At 57.2% G+C, this 23,648-nt stretch carries 23 protein-coding genes and 1 pseudogene; 12 read left to right on the top strand and 12 right to left on the bottom strand.

Annotated elements, in window-relative coordinates:
- Window positions 1-70 precede the first annotated feature (70 nt).
- Window positions 71-1,612 (bottom strand): aromatic amino acid ammonia-lyase, encoded by a 1,542-nt coding sequence (locus QMX84_RS02080; protein ID WP_282362981.1) that lies wholly within the window; start codon window positions 1,610-1,612, stop codon window positions 71-73.
- Between the two features lie 168 nt (window positions 1,613-1,780).
- On the opposite strand from QMX84_RS02080, the gene QMX84_RS02075 reads away from it, so the two are divergent.
- A complete protein-coding gene (locus QMX84_RS02075) occupies window positions 1,781-2,758 on the top strand; it encodes a LysR substrate-binding domain-containing protein (RefSeq protein WP_262125727.1) in 978 nt (325 codons plus the stop codon).
- Window positions 2,759-2,816: 58 nt separating this feature from the next.
- Here the strand turns inward: QMX84_RS02075 and QMX84_RS02070 are convergent, their stop codons facing one another.
- Window positions 2,817-4,403: an ABC-F family ATPase gene (locus tag QMX84_RS02070; RefSeq protein ID WP_282362980.1), complete on the bottom strand. Its 1,587-nt coding sequence runs from the start codon at window positions 4,401-4,403 to the stop codon at window positions 2,817-2,819.
- A 20-nt stretch (window positions 4,404-4,423) separates the two neighbouring features.
- A pseudogene (locus QMX84_RS02065) lies at window positions 4,424-4,633 on the bottom strand (site-specific integrase); the annotation flags it as partial.
- Window positions 4,634-4,808: 175 nt separating this feature from the next.
- Here QMX84_RS02065 and QMX84_RS02060 point away from each other — a divergent pair.
- On the top strand, window positions 4,809-5,345 hold the full coding sequence (locus QMX84_RS02060; protein WP_262125731.1) for a hypothetical protein: 537 nt from the start codon (window positions 4,809-4,811) through the stop codon (window positions 5,343-5,345).
- 52 nt (window positions 5,346-5,397) lie between these two features.
- On the opposite strand, the gene QMX84_RS02055 is transcribed toward QMX84_RS02060, so the two are convergent.
- On the bottom strand, window positions 5,398-6,144 hold the full coding sequence (locus QMX84_RS02055) for an outer membrane beta-barrel protein (protein WP_048370123.1): 747 nt from the start codon (window positions 6,142-6,144) through the stop codon (window positions 5,398-5,400).
- Between the two features lie 734 nt (window positions 6,145-6,878).
- On the bottom strand, window positions 6,879-7,820 hold the full coding sequence (locus QMX84_RS02050; RefSeq protein ID WP_153433076.1) for a LysR family transcriptional regulator: 942 nt from the start codon (window positions 7,818-7,820) through the stop codon (window positions 6,879-6,881).
- Window positions 7,821-7,949: 129 nt separating this feature from the next.
- Between QMX84_RS02050 and QMX84_RS02045 the strand changes: the two genes are divergently transcribed.
- Window positions 7,950-8,225, top strand: coding sequence for a DUF2798 domain-containing protein (locus QMX84_RS02045; protein ID WP_153372658.1), 276 nt, complete (start codon window positions 7,950-7,952; stop codon window positions 8,223-8,225).
- A gap of 12 nt (window positions 8,226-8,237) precedes the next feature.
- On the opposite strand, the gene QMX84_RS02040 is transcribed toward QMX84_RS02045, so the two are convergent.
- A complete protein-coding gene (locus tag QMX84_RS02040; RefSeq protein WP_262125735.1) occupies window positions 8,238-8,738 on the bottom strand; it encodes an HPP family protein in 501 nt (166 codons plus the stop codon).
- A gap of 105 nt (window positions 8,739-8,843) precedes the next feature.
- On the opposite strand from QMX84_RS02040, the gene QMX84_RS02035 reads away from it, so the two are divergent.
- The 7 genes from QMX84_RS02035 to QMX84_RS02005 all read left to right on the top strand — a co-directional run bounded on the left by QMX84_RS02035 (window position 8,844) and on the right by QMX84_RS02005 (window position 14,015).
- The gene (locus QMX84_RS02035; RefSeq protein ID WP_262125736.1) at window positions 8,844-9,401 is read left to right on the top strand and encodes a TetR/AcrR family transcriptional regulator; all 558 of its coding nucleotides are present in this window, start codon (window positions 8,844-8,846) and stop codon (window positions 9,399-9,401) included.
- Window positions 9,402-9,426: 25 nt separating this feature from the next.
- Window positions 9,427-9,804: a hypothetical protein gene (locus QMX84_RS02030; protein ID WP_262125737.1), complete on the top strand. Its 378-nt coding sequence runs from the start codon at window positions 9,427-9,429 to the stop codon at window positions 9,802-9,804.
- Between the two features lie 182 nt (window positions 9,805-9,986).
- Window positions 9,987-11,024: a zinc-dependent alcohol dehydrogenase family protein gene (locus QMX84_RS02025; RefSeq protein ID WP_262125739.1), complete on the top strand. Its 1,038-nt coding sequence runs from the start codon at window positions 9,987-9,989 to the stop codon at window positions 11,022-11,024.
- 291 nt (window positions 11,025-11,315) lie between these two features.
- Window positions 11,316-11,630 carry an acid-activated periplasmic chaperone HdeA gene (gene hdeA, locus QMX84_RS02020; protein WP_262125740.1) on the top strand — a complete coding sequence of 105 codons (315 nt, stop codon included), beginning with the start codon at window positions 11,316-11,318 and terminating at the stop codon, window positions 11,628-11,630.
- Between the two features lie 250 nt (window positions 11,631-11,880).
- Entirely contained in the window at window positions 11,881-12,342 is a 462-nt protein-coding gene (locus QMX84_RS02015) for a hypothetical protein (RefSeq protein WP_262125742.1), read from the top strand.
- Between the two features lie 131 nt (window positions 12,343-12,473).
- The gene (locus QMX84_RS02010) at window positions 12,474-12,848 is read left to right on the top strand and encodes a hypothetical protein (protein WP_262125744.1); all 375 of its coding nucleotides are present in this window, start codon (window positions 12,474-12,476) and stop codon (window positions 12,846-12,848) included.
- Window positions 12,849-12,866: 18 nt separating this feature from the next.
- Window positions 12,867-14,015, top strand: a complete 1,149-nt coding sequence (locus tag QMX84_RS02005; protein ID WP_262125746.1) for a PQQ-dependent sugar dehydrogenase — start codon at window positions 12,867-12,869, stop codon at window positions 14,013-14,015.
- A gap of 55 nt (window positions 14,016-14,070) precedes the next feature.
- On the opposite strand, the gene eco is transcribed toward QMX84_RS02005, so the two are convergent.
- Window positions 14,071-14,553 carry a serine protease inhibitor ecotin gene (gene eco, locus QMX84_RS02000; RefSeq protein ID WP_048370392.1) on the bottom strand — a complete coding sequence of 161 codons (483 nt, stop codon included), beginning with the start codon at window positions 14,551-14,553 and terminating at the stop codon, window positions 14,071-14,073.
- Between the two features lie 235 nt (window positions 14,554-14,788).
- Here eco and pgm point away from each other — a divergent pair, with 235 nt between their 5' ends.
- Window positions 14,789-16,429, top strand: coding sequence for a phosphoglucomutase (alpha-D-glucose-1,6-bisphosphate-dependent) (gene pgm / locus QMX84_RS01995; RefSeq protein WP_262125749.1), 1,641 nt, complete (start codon window positions 14,789-14,791; stop codon window positions 16,427-16,429).
- 73 nt (window positions 16,430-16,502) lie between these two features.
- On the opposite strand, the gene QMX84_RS01990 is transcribed toward pgm, so the two are convergent.
- From QMX84_RS01990 to QMX84_RS01980, 3 genes are all read right to left on the bottom strand, one after another.
- Window positions 16,503-16,985, bottom strand: a complete 483-nt coding sequence (locus QMX84_RS01990; protein ID WP_048370150.1) for a YbaK/EbsC family protein — start codon at window positions 16,983-16,985, stop codon at window positions 16,503-16,505.
- 80 nt (window positions 16,986-17,065) lie between these two features.
- The gene (locus QMX84_RS01985) at window positions 17,066-18,076 is read right to left on the bottom strand and encodes an NAD(P)-dependent alcohol dehydrogenase (RefSeq protein ID WP_048387862.1); all 1,011 of its coding nucleotides are present in this window, start codon (window positions 18,074-18,076) and stop codon (window positions 17,066-17,068) included.
- Between the two features lie 54 nt (window positions 18,077-18,130).
- The gene (locus QMX84_RS01980) at window positions 18,131-18,427 is read right to left on the bottom strand and encodes a helix-turn-helix transcriptional regulator (RefSeq protein ID WP_048387864.1); all 297 of its coding nucleotides are present in this window, start codon (window positions 18,425-18,427) and stop codon (window positions 18,131-18,133) included.
- Between the two features lie 183 nt (window positions 18,428-18,610).
- Between QMX84_RS01980 and hemB the strand changes: the two genes are divergently transcribed.
- Window positions 18,611-19,585 (top strand): porphobilinogen synthase, encoded by a 975-nt coding sequence (gene hemB, locus QMX84_RS01975; RefSeq protein WP_048370157.1) that lies wholly within the window; start codon window positions 18,611-18,613, stop codon window positions 19,583-19,585.
- Window positions 19,586-19,643: 58 nt separating this feature from the next.
- Here the strand turns inward: hemB and QMX84_RS01970 are convergent, their stop codons facing one another.
- Together QMX84_RS01970 and QMX84_RS01965 are read right to left on the bottom strand one after the other, a co-directional pair.
- Window positions 19,644-21,260 carry an alpha/beta hydrolase-fold protein gene (locus tag QMX84_RS01970; RefSeq protein ID WP_282362979.1) on the bottom strand — a complete coding sequence of 539 codons (1,617 nt, stop codon included), beginning with the start codon at window positions 21,258-21,260 and terminating at the stop codon, window positions 19,644-19,646.
- 7 nt (window positions 21,261-21,267) lie between these two features.
- Window positions 21,268-23,646, bottom strand: a complete 2,379-nt coding sequence (locus QMX84_RS01965) for a TonB-dependent receptor (protein WP_282362978.1) — start codon at window positions 23,644-23,646, stop codon at window positions 21,268-21,270.
- Window positions 23,647-23,648: the final 2 nt, after the last annotated feature.

The raw sequence follows: 23,648 nt of genomic DNA, 5'->3' as shown, positions 1-23,648 counted from the left end.
AACGGGTACGACTGTCTGTGTGGGGAGGGCCGTACCTCATTGGCCAGCCCTCCCTTGGAACGCGGCCTGTTTACTTGAGGTTTTTCTGCACAGTGGCCAGTACTTCGCCGCTACGCACTTGCTCGGTCACGCTGGCAATGTCGGTATAGAACGCGCGGTCATGTTCAGCCACCGGTACACGGCTGCGCACCAGGTCATACACCGCCTTGGTCACGCTGGAGGCTTTGCCCACGTCATGGAAATCGAGGGCCTGGCAGCCCACCAGCAGCTCGATGGCCAGCACTGATTCCAGTTTTTCGGACACCTTGTACGCCTTGATCACGGCGTTATAGGCCAGGCTGACCAGGTCTTCCTGGTTGGCGCAGGTCGAGAAGCTGTCGACAGAGGAGGGGAACGACAGCGACTTCATTTCTGCATACAGGCCTGCCGCAGTGTATTGCAGGATCATGTAGCCGCTGTTCAGGCCCGGATTGCGCACCAAAAAGGCGGGCATTTCGCTGAAGTGCGAGTTGACCATGCGATCGATACGGCGCTCGGCAATTTTCGCCAGGTTGGCCAGTGCCACGCACAAGGAGTCGGCTGACATGCCGATATAGGTGCCATCAAAGTTGGCGCCCGAGATAGCAATGCCATCGCCGTCATCAAGCGGGTAGATCACCGGGTTATCGCCTGAGGAATGAATTTCGTTTTCTATATTTTCCCGCGCGTGCTCGATAAAACGCTTCGACGCGCCGTGTACTTGGGGGATGGAACGCAGGCTGTAGGCGTCCTGCAGCCGGTAGTCGATGTTGTCAGCGATCAGTTGGCTGTCATGCAGCATCGCCTTTATGTCCCGGGCGGTTTGCGCCTGCTCTTTGTGTGCCTTGATCGAGTGATAGCGCGGGTCGAAAGCCCGAATCGTGCCTTTTAACGCTTCCATGGAAAGCGCCGCAGCGACGTCTGCCAACGAGGCAGTCTGCATGGCGTTGTACAGGGCCAGAATGGCGATGGCCGTTACCGAGGTGGTGCCATTGAGCATGGCCAGGCCTTCTTTGCACTGCAGATCGGTGGGTTGCAGGCCAACCTGTTTCAGCGCGGTGGCGCCGTCGACCCATTCACCGCCATTGACCCGCGCTTTGCCTTCGCCCAGCAGGACCAGAGCCAAGTGCCCCTCGACCGCCAGGTAACCCACCGACCCTTCGCCGGGTGCAAACGGTACGACATCGTTATTGAGCAGGGCGGCAATCAGTTCCAGCAACTCCAGGCGCACCCCCGAGTACCCTTTACCAAGGCTGATCAGCACCATCAACTGGATCGCCCGCACCTGCTCACGCTTGAGCGGCTCGCCCACCGCCACCGCGTGGGAGCGCACGATATTGACCTGAAGCTCCTTGGCATTGCTCGCAGAAATCACATGGCGAACGTTGTCGCCGAACCCGGTGGTCACGCCATAGACCAAGCGATTCTCATCAAGAAAACGCTCCACCAGCCCACGAGATTTTTTCACGCGCTGCTGATAAGCCTCAGAAAACGAGACCTTGGCTGCATAACGGGCGACCGCCACAAACTCTTCGATGGAAGGCTCTTTATCGCCAAGAACAACCTGAGTGATCTGTTGAGGATGAGCTTTCATTGCGAACTCCCGAGAAACCATATGAATAAGGGGCTGGACCGGCCAAGCCGTCGCTCGATTGAGCGTGGGAGAAGGCTAAAGCGATTTTTGAGTGAAGAAAATATGGAGATTTCTGTCAGTTTTATTAGTATTTCTAAACTTTAAATGCCTGTGAGGCTGCACCTTGCCATGAGTCGCTTACCGCCTTTGCGCGCCCTGCAAATATTCGAAACCGTCGGCCACTGTGGCGGTATCTCCCAAGCGGCAAAACGCTTGAACCTCTCGGTGGGGGCAGTGAGCCAGCAGATGAAGCTGCTGGATGAGGCGCTGGGCATGAGCCTGACGGTCAAGGACGGCCAGCGATTGCGCCTGAATGCCATTGGCCAGCGTTTCCATGCCCGATGTTCGACAGCCTTTGAAGAGTTGAGAGCCGCTGTGGCTGAAGTCGAACGCTCGAAAAACCCCAACAACTTGTATGTCAGTGGCCTGCCTTCACTGATGAACAAGTGGCTGGGGCCGCTGATCTACGAATGGCAGCACGAGCATGACGATCTCGACATCTATCTGGATGGCACGCTTGCGGATACATCGGAGGAGGAAAACGCCGATTTTCGGATTGGCTATGGCGAGCCGGTCCAATACGCCGAGCGCAGCGTTGTGCTGTTTCACGATTGTGTGGTGCCAGCGTGTTCACCGGCGCTTTTAGGCCATTCGGGCCCGGTGGGGCAGGCCAGTGACTTGCTTCAATACCCATTGATACGCGTTGACTCACGGCCGAAATTTGATTCGCCGCCGTCGTGGGTTGAGTGGTTTGGTCTGGAAGGCGGGGAGGTGGAACAGACGATTGCCGTGCGTCGAAATTTTTCATCGGCCAGCATGGCCATCCAGGCTGCCATCGATCATCAGGGCATCGTACTGGCGCAGTACTCGATGATTGCCCGGGACATTGCTGAGGGGCGTTTGAGCATCCCGTGGCCGCGCGCCATGGCACTGCCATCGCCGTATTACCTGAGCTGGCACCCTAACACGCTACAGAAAGCACAATGCCGGGCGTTTCAGCGCTGGTTGATAGGCCGGGGAAAAGCACAGGAAGACATGACCGAGCGGTTGATCACAGCTCTGCCTGCACAAGCAACTGTAGGAGCGAGCTTGCCTCGCGATCTTTAAAAAGATCAAAAGATCGCGAGACGAGCTCGCTCCTACAGGGCTTTACCGGTGTCTGAAATCAGAACACCACGCCTTGGCTGCGCAGGTAGTCGTCGTAGGTGCCGCTGAAGTCGATCACGCCGCTTGGGCTCAGCTCGATAATACGAGTGGCCAGCGACGATACGAACTCACGGTCATGGCTGACGAAAATCAGCGTGCCCGGGTAGTTTTCCAGCGCCAGGTTCAACGCTTCGATGGATTCCATGTCCAAGTGGTTGGTCGGTTCGTCCATCACCAGCACGTTTGGCTTTTGCAGGATCAGCTTGCCGAACAGCATACGGCCTTGCTCACCACCGGAAATCACCTTGACCGACTTGAGGATATCGTCGTTGGAGAACAGCATGCGGCCCAGGGTGCCGCGAATCATTTGCTCGCCTTGAGTCCATTGGCCCATCCAGTCGAACAGGGTCACATCGTCTTCAAAGTCGTGTGCGTGGTCTTGCGCGTAGTAGCCCAACTCAGCAGATTCAGTCCATTTGATCGAACCGGCATCCGGTGTCAGCTCATTGACCATGGTGCGCAGCAAAGTCGTTTTGCCGATACCGTTAGGGCCAATGATTGCCACGCGCTCACCGGCTTCAACGGTGAAGCTGAAATCTTTGAACAGCGTCTTGCCATCAAAGCCTTTAGCCATGTGTTCAACGATGACGGCCTGGCGGTGCAGCTTTTTGGTCTGTTCGAAACGAATGAACGGGCTGACACGGCTGGAAGGCTTGACCTCGGCCAGGGTGATCTTGTCGATCGCCTTGGCGCGCGAGCTTGCCTGTTTGGATTTCGAGGCGTTGGCCGAGAAGCGGCTGACGAACGCTTGCAGTTCGTTGATCTGAGCTTTCTTCTTGGCGTTTTCAGACAGCAGTTGCTCACGCGATTGGGTCGCGACAGTCATGTACTCGTCATAGTTGCCCGGGAACAGGCGCAGCTCGCCGTAGTCCAGGTCAGCCATGTGGGTGCAGACGCTGTTCAGGAAGTGTCTATCGTGAGAGATGATGATCATCAGGCTGTTGCGCTGAGTCAGAACGTTTTCCAGCCAGCGGATCGTGTTGATATCCAGGTGGTTGGTGGGTTCGTCGAGCAGCAGCACTTCAGGATCAGAGAACAGCGCTTGAGCCAGCAACACACGCAGCTTCCAGCCCGGCGACACTTCGCTCATCGGGCCGTTGTGCTGTTCAATGCCGATGCCCAGACCCAGCAGCAATTCACCGGCGCGGGACTCAGCGGTGTAACCGTCCATTTCTGCGAACTCGGTTTCGAGTTCGGCAACGGCCATGCCGTCTTCTTCGGTCATTTCTGGCAGCGAGTAGATGCGATCGCGCTCAGCCTTGACCTTCCACAGTTCTTCGTGGCCCATGATCACGGTATCGATCACGGTGAATTCTTCGTAAGCGAACTGATCCTGGCGCAGCTTACCCAGACGCACGTTCGGTTCCAGCATGACCTGGCCGCCCGACGGATCGAGATCGCTGCCGAGGATTTTCATGAAGGTGGATTTGCCGCAACCGTTGGCACCGATCAAACCGTAGCGGTTACCTGCGCCGAATTTTACTGAAACGTTCTCGAATAGCGGCTTTGCGCCGAACTGCATCGTGATGTTAGCTGTGGAGATCAATTACTTTACCTATCAATAACTTAGAGAGCGCGTATTTGAGCTGGTAACCGTTTGGTACCAACCTGGAGCTTTTCAAGCCCACTCCGATCTGAGCTTGAGTTGACCCAACGCGCATAAGTCGACAGCAACAATTGGACGCTAAGGCCAAGCTGCTGAGGAATAAAAGCGGGGTTCATGCCAGACATGGCGCGCATTGTCGCATAGGTGTGACGACAGTTGTATGGCAGGCGACCATTGAAATCGAATGACCGCAGAGTGAGCACTGCGCGAAAGCCCTGTTTCGCCGGGCCATTGGTGCGACTTGGGTCTTCACCTCAGCGTGGAGGGGTATGTCTGTACAGACTCAAGAATGAACCCCTTGAAAAGAAGGCCTTCTAAGATGACTCAGTCCATCGGAGGCACGTTGTGGTCAAAATCATCACTGAAGATATTCGCCTTCAACAGGCGTGCACGGATGACGTCTTATTATTTGGCACCCCGAAAGATCGGTTGGACTTCTATCGCAGAGAAATTCAGTACGAGACCACCTTGCTCTCCAATAGAACGAACGCCTATTTAACGGCCCAGTCGTTCCTGGTCATTGCGTTTGCATCGTCAATGGCCAATCTCAACCCTGAATGGGGAGAGCTGTTCACATTGGTGGTGCCAAGTTTGATGGCCGTTCTGGGCATCTTTAGCTCACTGCATGCCTGGCCGGGGTTTCGGGCTTCGTATGTGATTATTGATCACTGGCATTTTAAACAAAGCCATTTGTTGCGAAGTGACCCGGTGATGGGTAAAGCCTACGATGACTCGCCCTTGTTTAACGAAAAAGAATCCAGTCAGAAGGGCTATCGAAAGTCGCTCATGTTCTCAATGAGAACACCTTGGCTATTTGTGATTTTCTGGCTGCTTCTGGCCAGTTTTTGTATCTATGTGCAGCTCGCCAACGCCAGTCAGTGAGCTTGATGGGCGCGGTGCAAGCCCCGACAACGCCGGGGCCTGACCGGGCGGATCAGAAGACCATACCGACCTTCACGCCGAACTCGTCACGTTTGAGTTTGGTGTTGTCAGCAACCGGTGAATCCTCGTCGATCTTGTACTCGGTACGGGTGTAGTACACGCCCGCCTGGATCGGCAGATCGCCTTGCTGGTTCATCAGCAGCGACACTTCAGCGTAAGGGTTGGTGCGGTCTTTCATGTCGACGGTGTCGCTGCCGAAGTTTTTAACTTTGACCTTGGCTCGGCCATCGAGGGTCTGGCGGGCACCCACTTCAACGCGCAGGGTCGAGGTGTCGAACTGGTGGTTGTAACCCAGAGCGGCCTTGGCGAACGGCGATTTGTAGGTCAGTTTGGTGTCGATATCGTTGATCTCTGGCTCGAAACGGGTCCAGGTGTAACCGCCACCCACGATCACGTCGACAAAGTTGCGCGCATCCAGCGCCGCACGCCAGCCAAGGTCGAGGTCAGCTTGGGCTTCCTTGAGCTTGTTGCCATCCTTCTTGCTGTATTTGGCTTCGCCACCCAACTGGTAGATGAAACCCGATTCAGCGGTCATTTTGTTGCCATAGTTGGCAAATACGCCGCCTTGGCCCATGTGTTCCTTGTCGGATCTGCTGCCGCCTTCAAATTTGAAGTCTGTGTAGGAACCCAGCAAGCCCACGTTGAACAGCGGGTCGGTGCTTGGAGCGGCCATCACTGCCAGCGGAGCGCTGAAAAGCGCCAGGGCGCAGGAGTGACGTAGCAGTTTTTTTGTAAACATTCGCAAGAGTCTCCATGACTTGAAAAATATCGAACGAGCGTTTCGATATAGCGTCAGAGAGAAAGTTCAAAAATAATGGCGAGGGAGTTACGCACTGTTCGTAACAGACCGGCGACAATCGGCGTCATGCAGGCAGGTTATTGAGCGTTAGCGATAAATACGAATTTTCTGCCAGCTCACCTTGCTGTAAAAAGTCCCGGTGTCGCCCAGCAGGGCATACCGGGTTGCCCGATAGGCCGATGTAAACTTTGAGCAGTGCAAGCCCCGGATCTTTTTATAAGCCCATGACCAGCCGCGTTTGCTTTTATTCTCCATAGCCTTAGCCTCACACAAGGAGCATCTATTGTTGTTAGATGCTAGCGACGAAAGATGACACTTGCGGGTGCGCAGATAAGCCAAATGAGCTTATTTAAAAGTCGTAAGTTGCGTGTTTTGTTATTTGTCGTCGGGCTTTGTCGAGAGCTAATCAGGGTTAACGCTTTTGTTTTACTGACACTCGAGTGGGGAGTCAATACGCCAACTCTGGCAACTTTGTCCGTTTAATTGGCGGGCAGAGGGATTTGCGGCTATAGAGGTCTACCCTCTGGCACCATCAGACCGCCAGGGTGTCACTGCTGATCGCGACAGTCTGCGGCTTTGCGGGCGATTCGCTTGGCCGGGCCTGGTGTCTATGGTTGCGGCAGGCAAGCGTTAAAAGTTAAATTTTGTCGGTCATTAGCGCCCTGTATCGGAGATCAAACATCGGTAAATATGTTCTCTTTTGGCCAGCGTATTTCCAGGTATTCGCTCAGGTAATTGATAAAAGCTTTAACTTTTGGCGTCATGGCAGCCCGGTCTTGAACGCAGGCATAAATGTCCAGGGGCTTGGTGTATGACTCAGTCGGTGAGTGGCTGTGTTGAAGCAGCGGGATAAGCTGGCCCGATTCGATATAAGGTGCGGCGATGTACTCTGCCAGTCGCGCAATACCGGCGCCATGGGCAGCCATTTGTGCAAGTGCGTCAATGTCGTCACTGGTGGCCGTAACATTAAGCGCTGCATAACTGTGCTGGCCATTGTTGATAAAACCCCAGCGCAGAAAGCGGCCATCCAGAGGGTAGCGAAAACCCAGGCAGGCGTGATGTTGCAGGTCGTCGGGGGAAGCCGGCCAGCCCGCACGTTCGAGGTAAGCCGGTGAGGCGCAGACAATAAAAGGCACCGAGACGATTTTGCGGGCAATGATCCCGTCTTCCAGTTGCGGCTTGATTCTCAGGCTCAGGTCAATGCCGCTGTGGATGTGGCTGATTTTGTTGTCAGTGATGTTCAGTTCCAGGGTCAGACGCGGGTAGCGCGTGGCAAACCCCGCGACCAACGGGGCGACGACATGGCGCCCGAAAGCGGAAGTCGACGCGATGCTCAACCGCCCTTGCAGTTCGCTGTCGCTATGGCTGATGGCTCGGTGCGCCAGCTCCACATCCGTAACAATGCGCTGCACTTTGTTGTAGTAAAGGGCTCCGTCCTCGGTCAGCGCCATGCTTCGGGTGGTGCGTTGCAGCAAACGCGTGCCCAAGTGTGCTTCCAGGCGGTTGATGGTCTGGCTGACGGCGGCGGCACTGAGGCCGAGATTTTTCGCCGCGCCAGCAATCGATCCGGCTTCAACTACTTTGATAAAACTGTTAATCGCAGCAAAAAGATCCATGTTTTGATCCTGAACGGGGCGTATTCGTAAGATCTGCTTTATAAACAAACTAGAAATGGCCGTCTAGTTACGTGTTTTTGATCTTGTTAAGGTGCGCCATCCATCACTTTCAGGATTAAAGGGCCACACATGAACGCTAAAAGCACTTCAAACACGTTGATTTCAAGCCGCCTAAAGTTCTCGGTGCGTGCAACGCCCTATGTATTCGCGTTGTACATGTCCACGATAATGGCCTTTCTAATGTCGCTGGTGATTACTGCCGCGAATACGGGTATCGATGCGGATTACTTGAACAACACGTTGCAGGCTTATAAGTTGGCCATGCCTGCCGCCTTCCTGTGCATCCTTGTGGTGCGCCCCATCGTTATCAAACTGGTGGCCATGACGGTTCATCCGCATCGCTAAGCTAGGCGGCTTTTACAGCCAGTATTTGGGATAGCTGCCTTTGCTGCGTGCGTTGTTAAGGCACAAGGCAGTGATCACCACCACCAGCGAGCCTGCCAACACGGGCGTCAGCAAGAAACTCCACGGGGCACCGGCAGTGATGACCACCAACGGGTTGGCGCCTGCGGGGGCATGCACCGTACGTGTCTGCTGCATGGCGACCAGCGCCAGCCCGACAGCCAATGCGCAAGCCCACCATTCATTGCCCAGGGTGTGCAGCACCACGAGCCCGACCAGTGTCGACACCATGTGCCCGCCAATGATGCTGCGCGGCTGGGCCAGGGGGGAGTCAGGCACGCCAAAGGCCAGCACACAACTCGCGCCAAACGAGGCCATCAGCCAGGGCGTTCCGCTGATCAGGCTAAGCCAGCCGGTGGCGCCGATGGCGATGACGACGCCGACAAACGACATTAGGCTGAAACGCAGGTCAGGGGCGGGTGGAGCGCTTGATTTAGGCAGGCGAATAAGAGGCATGGCGTTAACTCGGTGAGTGGACAGTGATAAAAGGATACCGATCGGTTTACCTGTAAGTCAACCGATCGGTATACACTGGCCGCATTCACTCCAAAGGGATGCGTGATGAGTACTGCAGATGTGATCACCCGGGCGGCCCTCGATCTGTTTTATCGCCAGGGCTTTCATGCCTCGGGGGTCGAGCAACTCAGCCAGAGTGCTGGTGTGACCAAGAAAACCCTGTACCGGCATTTTCCGAGCAAGGAACACGTGGTCGAGGCTGCGCTGCAACTGCGGCACGTCGAGTTCATGGGGCAAATGGCCGAGGTGGTAGAGGGCGCTGACGAAGCGGACAGACCCCAGGCGTATATCGACTTCATTATCCAATGGGTGCAGTCGGCTGATTTCCATGGCTGCGCGTTCATCAATGCTTCGGCTGAATACAGCGCCCAGAGCGCTCCTCCCCATGTCCTGGCCAGTCAACACAAGCAGCAGGTCCTGAATTACCTGCAAGGTATTTGCACGCAGGCAGGCCTGACGCAACCGTCGGCGGTGGCGATGCAACTCTTTGTGATTGGCGAAGGTCTTATCGTCACGTCCCAGGTGAGTGGATTTGCCCCGGCGATGCTCCCTGCAATACACGAAATGGTGGCTGTGCTCTGCGGCGCTTCGCCCTGTGAATAGCCACGCCAGGGGATATCAACACGGCATGACGCCGTCTCAAGGAATGATTATGTTGACCAAGACAAAGCAACACAGCGCCCTTTTTAGCCTCGTATTGGCCGGGGCTTTATTGGCAGGCTGCGCCAGCAGCCCTCAGTTCTCGGGGCAATCGGTCACTGATCCGCTGCTGCGCAAGGATGTATATGCAACAGTCGAGCGTCTGTTTTCAGCGATGACCCAGTGTCGCTCAATCAGCGCCGTTGATAGCCGTATTGCCAAGATAGATCAGTCACCGAGTGGCGCAGTCCAGAAGGCAGAGGAGACCTGGCGGGTTTCCGGTTGCGGGACGTCTAAGGCTTTCAATGTGGTGATGCGGGCAGATGACAAGGGCGAAACCGACTTCTCGGTTTCAGCGCAACCTTAAAGTATTGTGCGCAGGACTTTCACTAACGCTCTGCTCCTCGTCGGGAACAGGGCGTTTTTTACTGGGGACGAAGGCATATCTGCCAAAGACTGCTTAACTGCATCGAGTAATTTTCGGTCTGCTGATCACGGAGTACCGATTGGCAGGGCTGCTGATTCTTGAACTGCTAAAGGAAGGCTGTCATGAAAGCGCTCACCTACCAGGGTCCCGGTAAAAAACAATGGTCGGAAATCCCTACACCTGTCGTCGATAAACCCACCGACGCCATCATCCGGATTTTGCACACCACCATTTGCGGTACCGACTTACATATCCTCAAGGGCGATGTGCCCGAAGTGACGGCAGGCCGTGTATTGGGGCATGAAGGCGTCGGCGTGGTTGAAGAGGTCGGCTCGGCGGTTCGCAACTTCAAAAAGGGCGATCATGTGCTGATCTCCTGTATTACTTCATGCGGCAGCTGTGCCAATTGCCGTCGCCAGATGTATTCGCATTGTGCCGATGGCGGCTGGATTCTGGGCCATTTGATCGACGGCACCCAGGCGCAATATGTGCGCATTCCCCATGCCGACAACAGTTTGTATCCGGTCCCGGCGGGGGCCGATGAAGAAGCCTTGGTGATGCTCAGTGACATTTTGCCCACCGGGTTCGAGATCGGCGTGTTGGCAGGCAAGGTCAAGCCAGGCGATAGCGTCGTGATTGTCGGCGCCGGGCCGGTAGGCATGGCCGCGCTGCTGACGGCACAGTTTTACTCACCGGCGACGCTGATCGTGGTCGATGGTGATAGCAATCGCCTGGACGTTGCCAAGCGTTTTGGGGCAACCCATGTGATCGATATCAAGACTGAAAATGCCGTTGAGCGCATTCTTCAATTGACGGACGGGGTAGGGGTGGATGTCGCCATTGAGGCGGTGGGTATTCCCGCTTCGTTCGACACGTGCCAGTCAGTGATCGCACCGGGTGGCACCATCGCTAACGTTGGGGTACATGGCAAAAGTGTTGAGTTGCACCTGGAAAAACTGTGGATCCAGAACGTTAATATTTCAACCGGTCTGGTGAATACCAACACCACTCCGATGCTGTTGAAAACATTGCAGTCGGGCAAGATCGATGCCGGGCAACTGATCACCCACCGCTTTGCGTTGAACGACATTCTTAAAGCCTATGAAGTGTTCGGTAATGCTGCCCAGGAAAAAGCCATGAAAGTTATTTTGACTCAGTAAGTCAGGCGGTGTGCCGTCTATATAAGCGGCTTTTATAGTGGCGGCGTTGACTTGAATCAATTGCTTATAGCCCTAGGGTAATAAGCTGTAACTTTATATAACTGAAGTTCAGTCAGTATCTGATATCTGTCTGTTTTTTATGGGTTTTTATCATTCGTCTGCCGTGCGAAGTTGTCTTTTTAGCGATCACAAAAAGCCGGGGGTGTGGTTTGACAGAAGTCACATCCACAACTATGGTCTTTGGCGGCAGAACCAACGTAACTGTCTCATTGATAATAGGGAAATATTCATATGAAGAAGCACATTCTGATGATTGGCGCAGCAAGCCTGCTGGCGTTGTCGACACTGGCTCAGGCAGACGCCAAGAAGCCATTGGCGCAGTGGACTTGCGAAGATTTTCTGGCCGTCAATGAAAGCTTCCAGCCTGTCGCTGTCGGCCTGGGTGAAGCCGTTAACAAAAGTGGCAAGGTAGAAGACGCTGTGCTCGATGTTGATGGTGTGGCAAAAGTGACTCCTGAAGTCATCACTGCTTGCCAGCAAGACAAAAAAGCCACCTTCGTGCACAAAATCAAAGATGCCTGGAGCAAGGTCAAAAAAGACGTTTAACGTCTTTTCAGCCTGTACTTTCCCCAAGTACAGGCTGCACCCGCTTGCTGGCCTGAACCCTTCACCAGCAAAAAAACTGCCACATCCCACCTGAATTTCCTGAGCGACACACCCTCTATATAAAGACCTGCTGCCTGGTGCGCAGGGGTGACGTAGTAGACTGCCTGCGTGTTATCTCTTTTTGTTGGGGAATCTTATGTTAATCAGGTCATTAGCCGAGCTTGACCGCATTCGTGACGAGTGCAAGTCCATGGTTACCAAGCGCTCCGCTGTGTCTGCCGGGGCTGCCGCCATTCCGGTACCGGGGCTGGACCTTGGCACAGACGTGGCGCTGCTGGTGGAGATGCTCCCGGCGATCAACAGTAAATTCGGGCTGACCCCGCAGCAAATCGAACAGATGGACTCGCGCTCCAAGCGCCTGGTGATCGTGGCGGTCAGCAGCATTGGCAGCGAAGCCATCGGCAAATTCATCAGCCGTACCCTGGTCATGTCGATGCTCAAGAAGATGGGCACCAAGGTGGCGACCAAGTCAGTGGTGCGCTTCGTCCCGTTTGTGGGGCAGGCGGTGGCGGCGGGCATCAGTTTTGGGGTCATGAAGATGGTCGGTAACGGGCATATCGACGATTGCTATGAAGTCTGTCGTCAAGCGTTGCTGGAGGAAGCCCGGCAATCGACGGTCATTGTTATCGGCCCAGAATCGAACGACCAATGACGCGGACTCAGCGCTCTGGCAACAAGATGTGACATTTGAGCGGGCGCGCATGACGCGTTCACTGGATTAATCGCGAACCGGATCGGCAAACTGCACTCCAACGCTCAGGCTTACCTGAATTGGAGCAAACCATGATCAGTGCGCGACACAGTGCTTTTGGGCTCTTGCTGCTGGCCGCAATGGCCGTCCACGCGTCAGCCCAGGCTCAACCCGACATTGCCAACGGTGGTCATGCTCAACGACCGGCCACCGTGTTGCTGGCGCAGAACACGCTTACCCCCGGCGTGGCGCCTTCCAACAACAACGCCATCCGGCGCATTAACCCTAACAGTCGACAAGGCACAGGCCCCGCTCCCGGTCTGATTCGCCCGGGTCAAACCGTGCCTCAAGGGCAAAGGCCGTCGATTGAAAATGGCCAGATCGGCAACGGTTACCCGCGAAATCCACCCGTACCTCAAACCTTGCAGCCAACGGCACCCTCGGTACAGCCCAGGGATGCGCGTTAATCGAAAAAGGACTATCGGATGTTGAAAAAAACCGCATTGGCGACCTTTGTCGTCACCTCGATGTTTGCGCTAACGGCAAATGCCCAGACCGGGCAGGCGCAGACGTTCAAGTCAGAGTTGGGCCCCGTCACCGTCACACCTGTGGTGCAGGGGCTAGACCATCCCTGGGCACTGGCTTTTTTGCCCGATAAAAAAGGCATGCTGGTTACCGAACGCCCCGGCCACCTGCGTTGGGTGAGCCCCGAGGGCAAGCTGTCGGCACCGTTGGCGGGCGTGCCCAAGGTCTGGGCCAAAGGGCAGGGCGGTTTGCTGGATGTGGTCTTGTCCCCGGACTTTGCCAACGATCGACTGGTTTACCTGTCATTCGCCGAAGAGGGCCCGGATGGCAACGCGGGCACGGCGGTCGGGCGCGGGCGTTTGTCTGATGACATGAGTTCGCTGAGCGACTTCAAGGTAATTTTCCGTCAGGAGCCCAAGCTCTCAACCGGCAATCATTTTGGCTCACGGCTGGTCTTTGATCGCGACGGTTACCTGTTTATCGCGCTGGGCGAAAACAACCAGCGCTCCACTTCACAAGACCTCGACAAGCTGCAGGGCAAAGTGGTGCGCATCTACCCGGACGGGCGCATCCCCGAGGACAACCCGTTTGTCGGGCAAAAAGGCGCCAGGCCCGAGATTTGGTCTTATGGCCACCGCAACCAGCAAGGCGCAGCCCTGAACCCCTGGACGGGCACGCTCTGGACCCATGAGCACGGGCCAAAGGGCGGCGACGAAATCAACCTGATCGAACGCGGCCAAAACTACGGCTGGCCACTGGCGACTCACGGCATTGATTATTCATCGAAGCCAATTCCGGAGGCCAAGGGCAAAGTGGTCGAAGGGACGGTTGCGCCGTATCACGTGTGGGAGAAGTCGCCCGGGATCAGCGGGATGACATTTTATGATGGCGAGCGTTTCAAGCCTTGGCAGCACAATCTGTTTATCGGTGCCCTGGCGGATAAAGACGTGATCCGTCTACAGCTGGACGGGGACAAGGTGGTGCACGAAGAACGCTTGCTGGGTGGCTTGAAGGCGCGAATTCGTGATGTTCGCCAAGGCCCGGACGGTTATGTGTATGTACTGACCGATGAGGACAAGGGCACGGTGTATCGCGTCGGCCTGGAGTAACCTAAGCGTCGGACGGGCAGACGCATGCCTGCTCGCCCGAAGGCTTGTGTAGGGATTATTCAGCGGTCGCTTGCTTGATCTGTTTGGACGCGGACCAGATCCGGTAGCGCACTTCAACGCCCTTAGGGACGTAGAGCACAATCGGCAATTTGCTGTTGTAACGCAGCATAAAGCCATCGCCCACCACCGGCACAAAGTCGGGGTGCGGCTTGCCGTCGGGGCAGGCCATCATGGTGCTCAACGGGCCGCTGACCTTATCTAGGCGGTACATCGGATAGCCCCAGCCCTTAAGGGTTTTTTCTTGCAACTTGCCGGTCAGGCGCTGCTGGTTGCAGTCAACCTGGAGCGTCTTACCGGCAATGATCTGGACCTTGTAATCTTCTTCGTTCTTTTGCGACGGCAGGCGAATGACCTGACGCGTGAAACCCGCATCGGCTTTAGGGTAGGGGGCTACATCTTCCAGTTTGGCGGCGTTGGCCACGCTGCACAGCGTACTCAACGAGAGGGTCAGGGCCGCGCTGATAACGAGTGGTTTCATGCTGCTTCCTTTTTCGAACTTAAACATACGCATCCGTAAACACATTGCAGACGCACCGGGATGAGGCAATTTTTGCCATGAGCGGGAACAGGATGCAAATTGTGCCGTCATATAAAGCAGAATTTGCTGACAAGACATAATTGATACGTTGTGTCAGGACAATTGCTTCGCGCCAATGTCGAAGTGCCAGTAAACTGCGGTTTTTCCTCCGAATCATTTCTTTTTGAGGTTTTGCATGACACTCAGTCCTCTTGCGGGCAAACCGGCTCCAGCTCAATTGCTGGTCGATATTCCGCGACTGGTGACCGCTTACTACACCGGTCAACCCGATGCAGCGATTGCCACCCAGCGAGTCGCTTTTGGAACATCCGGGCACCGCGGCAGCTCGTTTGAGCTGAGCTTCAATGAGTGGCATGTGCTGGCAATCAGTCAGGCCATCTGCCTGTACCGCCAGTTCAAAGGGATCAATGGCCCGCTGTTCGTCGGCATCGACACCCACGCCTTGTCCACCCCAGCGGGTGCCAGTGCGCTGGAAGTCTTTGCCGCTAATGGCGTCGACACCATGATCGCCGCGAACGATGAATACACCCCGACGCCTGCCATTTCCCACGCCATTATTTGCTACAACCGTGGCCGTACTTCCGGGCTGGCCGATGGCGTGGTGATTACGCCTTCGCACAACCCCCCGGAAAGCGGCGGTTTCAAATACAACCCGCCTAACGGTGGCCCGGCGGACACCGATGTCACCAAGTGGATCGAAGCCAAGGCCAACGAACTGCTGGCCGCCAAGCTCGCCGGTGTCAAACGCATCAGCTACGAGCAGGCGCTCAAAGCCAGCAACACGCACCGCCACGACTACCTGAACAGCTATGTCGCAGACCTCAAAAACGTCATCGACATGGACACCCTGCGCGGTGCCAACTTGCGTTTGGGCGTAGACCCGCTGGGCGGTGCCGGTGTGCGTTACTGGTCGGCAATCGGCGAGCACTACGGGCTGAACCTTGAAGTGGTCAACACCGCGGTCGATCCAACCTTCCGCTTTATGTGCGTGGACTGGGATGGCCGCATCCGCATGGACCCGTCCTCCAGCCACGCAATGCAAGGGCTGATCGGCCTTAAAGAGCGTTTCGACGTGGCTTTCGCCTGTGACCCGGACCACGATCGCCACGGCATCGTTACCCCGTCTGGCGGCCTGCTGGCGCCTAACAACTATTTGGCGGTGGCCATTGACTACCTGTTCCAGAACCGTCCGCACTGGCGTGCCGATGCGGCGGTGGGCAAAACCGTGGTCAGCAGCGGTTTGATTGACCGTGTGGCAGCGCGTCTGGGGCGTCGCCTGTACGAAGTGCCGGTCGGTTTTAAATGGTTTGCCGATGGCCTGTTTGACGGCTCGCTGGGCTTTGGTGGTGAAGAAAGCGCCGGGGCTTCGTTCTTGCGCCTGGACGGCACGGTGTGGTCGACGGACAAGGACGGCTTGATCCCTGCGCTGCTAGCCGGCGAAATGACCGCTCGCACAGGCCGCGATCCTTCGCAGCTGTATCAGAAAATGACCGAAGACCTCGGTTTGCCGTTCTCAACCCGTGTCGACGCCAAAGCCACCCCGCAACAGAAAGCCCTGCTGGGCAAGCTGTCGCCAGAGCAAGTCAAGTCGACGACTTTGGCGGGCGAAGCGATTACCCAGATCCTCAGCCATGCACCGGGCAATAATCAGCCGATTGGCGGGCTCAAGGTGATGACCGAGAACGGCTGGTTTGCTGCACGCCCGTCGGGCACCGAAGACATCTACAAGATCTACGCTGAAAGCTTTGTCAGCGACGAGCACCTCGGCCGTCTGGTCGCAGAAGCTCAAGTGCTGGTTGATAACGCCATCGCGTAAGCATCAGTACCTGTAAAAAAGGCTGGCCCCGCAAGGGTCCAGCCTTTTTTACGGCTCTTGGAACAGACTCGTGCTACACCGCGCACGGTGCCTCAAGTTCCTGACACACATCCACCCACTGGGCATTCACCAGTTGTGCCATACGGGTCGGGCTGATGCGCACGGCCGAGTTCGTGGTGCCTGCGGCGGGCATGACTTCGCTGAACGCCTGCAGAGAAATATCGCAATACACCGGCAGATCAGTGGCCAGGCCGAACGGGCAGACGCCGCCCACCGGGTGGCTGGTAAGTGCAACCACTGTCTCGGCATCAAGCATCTTGGCCTTGCTGCCCAGTGCGTTCTTGATCTTCTTGTTATCAATACGCGCATCGCCACGGGCCACCAACAATACATTCTGCTCACCCACGCGAAAGGCCAGGGTCTTGGCAATTTGCCCCGGTTCAACGCCATGGGCTTCAGCCGCCAAGGCAACGGTCGCGGTGCTGGTGGCCAATTCGATGATGTGCAAGTCAGGGGCGTTGGCAGTGAAGAAAGCGCGTACGGATTCAAGGCTCATAAGGTTCTGCTCGCTGGGCAAAACCTCGAATCTAGTAAAGCCGGAGGCGCACTGTCAATGCGCCATCCGGTAATGGCGGGTCAGATGTCCAGGACGATCTTGCCGAAATGCTGATTGGTTTCCTGGTATTTGAACGCGTCAACAATCTCGCTCAGCGGGAAGTGGCGATCAATAATCGGGCGCATGCCAGCGGCATTGATGGCACGGACCATGTCTTGTTGCTGAGTGCGGCTGCCGACCAGTACGCCTTGCAGGCGAACTTGCTTGACCAGCGCAGGCACGAAGTTCATGGCGCCCGAGACGCCGCTCAAGATACCGATCACCGAGATATGACCGGCCACGCGCACGGCAATCATCGACTGCTCAAGCGTTGATGGGCCGCCAACTTCAATCACGTGGTCGACACCACGGCCGCCGGTCAATGCGCGCGCCGTTTCGCCCCAGTTTGTGTCTTTGCGGTAGTTGATCACGTGGTCCGCGCCCAGCGCTTTAAGGCGCTCAAGCTTTGCGTCGCTGGAGGAGGTGGCGATCACGGTGGCACCGGCCATTTTGGCGAACTGCAGGGCAAAAATAGATACGCCACCCGTGCCTTGTACCAATACCGTATCGCCAGGTTTGAGCGAATCATCGGCCATCAGTGCGCGCCAGGCGGTCAGCCCGGCCGTGGTCAGTGTTGCAGCCTCTGCGTGGCTGTAGCCGACAGGGGCGAGGGTGAAAGCGGTGGCCTTGGCGGTTACTTTCTCACGGGCATAACCGTCAATACCGTCACCCGGCACAGTGACGAAACCTTCAACCAGCGGCGTGCCGTCAATCCATTCAGGGAAGAAGGTGCTGACCACGGAGTCGCCAACCTTGAACTCGCTGACACCAGCGCCAACAGCAACCACTTCGCCCGCGCCGTCGGCCATCGGGATGCGTTGTTCAGTAGGGCCCCACATGCCGCTCACGACCGCGAAGTCATGGTAGTTCAGTGAGTTGGCGTGCAGGCGCACGGTGATTTCGTCATTCGCCGGCGCGCGCACGTCGCTGCTGCCGACCACTACATTTTGATAGCCGCCGCCAGGTTGGACGAAAATGGTTTTGTTGCTCATGGGGCTTCCTCATGTTTTTACATTCCGCGAAATAACGAAATGATTGGTTAAAAATTACAACTCGATTTTCAGCCTAGCTGCAAAGTCAGCAATCGCTTGTTCATTGCGTCGATAGTAGGTCCACTTGCCGATGCGCGTGGTCAGCACAAAACCTGCACGTTGCAAAATCGCCAAATGGGCAGACGCGGTAGAAGGGGACAACCTGGCCTTGTGCTGCAAATGTGTCACGCACACACCAATCGCAGGATCACCATGGTCCTGGGGCGGAAAATGCGTGAGAGGGGCTTTGAGCCACTGCATCATTTGCATGCGGGTGTCATTGCCCAAGGCTTTAAGCTGTTCGAGAATCATGGACCGCGATATTACGCTTTTTAACGAAATGATCAACCGGTCTTGGCCCGCGACAACGGGACGCAGTCAGGCCGCAAGTTTTGCAATTGCAGGTTCATTCCTGTATTTGTTGCGCCATTGAGCCTGGGTCAAGGCTCTACTGTTTTGCCGTTCGTTTTATGAACCTGCCCTTCAGGAACCATGATGCCTAACCAGTTCCCCTCTGTTCGTCCCCGTCGTCTGCGCCGTAACCAAACCTTGCGCGACATGTTCCAGGAAACCGAATTCAGCTTGAACGACCTGGTGCTGCCGATTTTCGTCGAAGAAGAAATCGACGACTTTGTGCCCATCACCAGCATGCCGGGCGTGATGCGTATTCCTGAGTCGAAACTGGCAGGCGAGATCGAGCGGTATGCTCGCGCGGGTATCAAGTCGGTGATGGCGTTCGGCGTGTCGCACCACCTGGACGCGACGGGCAGCGATTCCTGGCGTGAGGATGGTCTGGTTTCGCGTATGGCGCGGATCTGCAAGGACGCCGCCCCGGAAATGATCGTGATGAGCGATACCTGCTTTTGCGAGTACACCTCTCACGGCCACTGCGGCGTGATGCACGACCACGGCGTGGACAACGATGCGACCCTGATCAACCTGGGCAAGCAAGCCGTTGCTGCCGCTGCTGCTGGCGCCGACTTCATTTCGCCTTCAGCTGCCATGGACGGTCAGGTGCAAGCGATCCGCTCTGCGCTGGACGCGGCCGGCTTTATCGACACCTCGATCATGGCCTATTCCACCAAGTTTGCGTCGGCACTCTACGGCCCGTTCCGTGAAGCGGGCGGCAGTGCCTTGAAAGGTGATCGCAAGTCTTACCAGATGAACCCGATGAACCGCCGCGAGGCCATCCGCGAGTCGTTGCTCGACGAACAGGAAGGCGCTGATGTGCTGATGGTGAAACCGGCCGGCGCGTATCTGGACATCATTCGTGATGTGCGCGAAGCCTCGCGCCTGCCGTTGGCGGCCTATCAGGTCAGTGGTGAGTACGCGATGATCAAGTTCGGCGCCCAGGCCGGTGCCATTGATGAAGCCCGCGTGGTACGTGAAACCCTCGGCTCGATCAAACGTGCCGGCGCCGACATGATCCTCACCTACTTTGCGATGGACCTTGCCCTGCAAGGTATTTGATTTAGCTGAAAGAAGAGGGCCTGCGATCTTTTGATCATCAAAAGATCGCAGGCCGTTATTACCTCAACGCAACCGGAACACACGCCTCGGGTGTCTCGGGGCTCTTGCCTATCAGGCTGATCAAGCCGCACGCCAGTGAACCCCGCCATTGCAGGTAATCGTGGCCGCTGGCGTATTCAACGTGTTCAACCGGGTAGCCCTTGGCCTGCAAGACATTGCGCAGTTGGCGGTTGCTGTCGAGTATCCCGGCACCCGGCGAACCTGATTTGTCTTCAAACAAACCCGCCTGCAAATAAAAGCGCAACGGTAGCCGTGGGCTGGCCGCGTATTGGCGGGCAAGCCATTGATCTTCAGTGTTCGGCGGGCTCCACCAGTACGAGCCGGACAAACTCAGCACATTGCCAAACAGTTCCGGGTGTTGCAGCCCAAGCCATGCCGAGGCCAGCCCGCCATAGCTGGAGCCCGCGACCACTGTGTGTCTGGCGTCAGTGGCCAGGCCTTGTTGCTTGGCCCACGGCATCAGCTCTTGTGCCATAAACCGGGCGAAATCCGCGTTGGGCGGTAGCTCCATGGGGCGGGTTTCATCGCTCGGGTTGGCAATGATCAACGCTGCGGTGGGCGGGATCAGGCCGTCGGCAATCAAGTTGTCGAGAATCGTCGGCGTGGGCACTTGGCGCGTGTACGCGTGAGCATCGAACAGCACCAGCAAGCCCGGCTGCTGGTCGATGTTATTCCAGCCCGCCGGGCGATAGACGTAAACATCGCGGGTGTTGCCCAAAATCTCGCTTTTCAGGGATTGGCGCTCAACGGTGCCGGGGGCCACGTGCGCGCGTTTGTTCAGCCAGGGCTGAGGCGGTGCATCAGGCAATTCCATGACCGAACGGGTCAGGCTCGGCTCATATTTCTGATTGCCGAAGGTGTGCGGGTTGAGCGGGTCGCGCTGAGCCGTGGCCAAGAGGGTGCGGCGATCGCCGGCCTCTGGCACGTCCGGAGCCAATTGATAGCTCAAGCGGGCGCTGGACGGCACCCGGTACGTGGCGTACCAGACGTCGCTGTCGCCCAAGCGCTGTAAGGCATCGTGGCCGCCGGAAGGCGAGCCGAACAGCCGCACATTTTGCCGGGCCCCGCGCCACAAAAACGTGACCAGACGCTCGTTGGGGCTGTCAGCCAGCGCTTCAACCAGTGGCGTGCCTTGTTGCTCGCGGTCTTTCCAGAACGCTTGCGTGGTGGCGCCCTGTTTCAGTTGCTCTGCCAATTGGCCCAAGGTCGGGCTGAGCAGGGCGGCCGGGGCGCGCTGTTGTTCGCTCAGCGCCAGTACCTGGCTCAAGGTGAGGGTGAACTCGGCCTGTGGGCGCGTCGCCAATTGTTCAGCGCGCAGCAGGTACTGGCCATCCTCGCGGGCAACGAACATAAAGTCCCGCGACATGTCCGCGCCATCCACCAGCAGGCGCAGCGGGTTACCCCGCGCGTCAAGCAGGCGCAGGCTGACATCGCCCACCACCTTACCCTGCACCAGATCACCGGCCTTGAGATCCAGGCTCCAGCCGGGCTGCAGGGTTTTGGCAACACTTGCGCGAACGCTTTGGCCCTGGCTGAGCGGTTCGACCGCCAGGGCTGACGCGCAGGCCATGGCGCTAAACAGGCAACCAAGGCTCCAGCGATTGAATGGACTCATGCTCACCTCAGAAGTCGATGCTGGTAGAGAGCTTCAGCGTGCGCGGTTCACTGACCGTGGCGAAGCCATCGTTGAACACGCCTGCCCAGTAGGAACGGTTTTCGACGTTCTCTAGGCTGGCGCGGAACACTACGTCTTTGCTCAGGATGCGCGTGCTGTAACGCGCGCCCAGGTCGTAACGGGTCCATTGCGGGATTTTCAGGGTGTTGGCGTCATTCAGGTACTGCGAGCTGCTGTGAATGATTAGCGTGTTCAAGGTCAGGCCTTCGACCCACGGCGTGTCCCACTCGGCACCCAGGTTGGCCGACCACTTCGGCACACCACGTGCGGTGTTGCCGTCCAGCGCGCCGTTAGCCGTGCGGGTCAGCTCGGCGTGGGTGTAAGTGACGCCGCCCAGCAGTCGCACCGAAGGAATGATCGAACCGAACATGTTCCATTCCACACCACGGTTACGTTGCTTGCCGTCGTCGCTGTAGAGGTTGCTGGCCTTGTTGAGGATCAGGCTGGGTTTCTCGATCTGGAACGCGCTCAAGGTATGGGTAAACGTGCCCAGGTCCCATTTCACACCGGCTTCCACTTGCTTGGCTTTATACGGTTCGAACTGATCGCCGTAGTTAGCCGCCGTCACGTCGCCGACGGTGTTGCCCTGGGTCAAGCCTTCGATGTAATTGGCGTACAACGACACGGGCACATCCCAGGGTTTGATCACCAGGCCCACCGCCGGGGTGATGGCTTGCTCATCGTAGGTTTTTGGCTTGCTCATCTGCTGGCGCACCCGTTGTGAACGAGCTCCCAACGTTAGCAGCACTTTGTCATCAGCGAAGGCCAGGGTGTCGGCAACGGCAAAGCTGGAGAGAGTGTTGTCACCGGTTTTCGAGTTGGAGCCCGTGTGCCCGGCAATAATCGGCTTGCCAGGGTGGTAGATGTTGCTCGGGTAGCGCGCGCCGGTCACGGTGGGCGCCCGGCCAATGTTCTGGTGCAACAGGCTGGCGGTGAAGACCAGCTTGTGGTCGATGGGGCCTGTGGTCACATGCCCGCGAATACCGGCCTCGTAAGCGGTACTGGCGGTATAGCCAGCCTGGTTGTAGGTTTCGCCGATAGCGTCGCCCTTGTCATTGTTGACCCGCAAGCGGGTACCGTTGAGAAAGCCCTGATAGCGGCTTTTCGAGCTGCCAGCGCTGGCGAAGGTTGTCCAGTCGTCGTTGAGTTCATATTCGCCGCGCACAATCACGGCCTTGCTGATCTGCTTGGCGCTGATGCCTTTGAGGATGTTGGTGTCAGCTTTCGGCGCCTTCAGCACATGGCCAATGTCGCTGAAGCCGACCATCATCGGGCTGCCGTTGATGGCGCGCTCGTGGGTTTCATAAGCGTCCAGTGCGAGCTTCCAGCCGTCGCCACGATAATCCATGGCCAACGAGGTGAGCGTGCGTTCCTTGGACTGTTTGTCGACGCCGGTGTCGCCGTCGCCGTACACGCCGTTAAAGCGAATGCCAAAGCGCTGTTCGTCACCCAGGCGACGGCTGAAATCCAGGTGCTCGGCAAAATAGCCGTCAGACACATAACTGGTGGTCAGGCGGGTCAGCGGTTTTTCCCCGGCGCGTTTGGGCACCAGGTTAATCACGCCGCCCACGCCACCGCTGGGTGCCATGCCGGACAGCAGGGCGCCCGGGCCTTTGAGCACTTCGACGCGGTCCAGAAATTCGGTCGGCACGTGGCCGTCCGGGGCCATGCCGTACAAGCCATTGAGTGCCAGCTCTGCCGAGTCGAGGGAAAAACCACGGATCATGAAGTTCTCATACGCGTGACCTTCGCCGGTGCTGAAGCGGATTGACGGGTCGTTGCGCAGAACTGCACCCACGGTGCCGCTTTGCTGGTTTTCGATGGTTTGCGCGGTGTAGGAGGTGATGTTGAACGGCGTGTCCATGATCTGGGTATCGCCCAGCAGCCCCAGCCGGGCACCGGTGGCCACCTGGCCGCCGCTGTAGGCTTCAGGCAAGTCACTTGCGCCCAGGCCAGCACCGTTGACCCGGGTTTCACCCAGGTTCAGGGCGCCGTCAATCTGTGCCTGGCGCAACACGATCACACCGTTTTCTTCGCTGGCGACCAGCCCGGTATTGGCCAACAAGTGCTGCAAGGCTTCATGCAGGGTGTACTGACCATTCAGTGGTTGCGCACTGCGCCCGGCGAGCAATTGGCTGTCGGCGGCGATGGCGACGCCCGCTTCACGGGCCAAAGTATGAACCGCAGCCTCCAGCGGCTGTGCGGGCAGGTTCAAGTTGAGCGGCGTGTTGCTGCCCGCCAGAGCGGTCCCGGCGCCGAATAGCAGCGAGCACGCCAGTGCCAGGCGGCTCAGTGGGGCGCGGTAAGGGGAGGCGTAATGCGACATGG

Source organism: Pseudomonas sp. PS01297, assembly GCF_029959305.1.
GTDB lineage: Bacteria > Pseudomonadota > Gammaproteobacteria > Pseudomonadales > Pseudomonadaceae > Aquipseudomonas > Aquipseudomonas helleri.
This window is presented reverse-complemented; position numbering and strand designations above follow the sequence as displayed.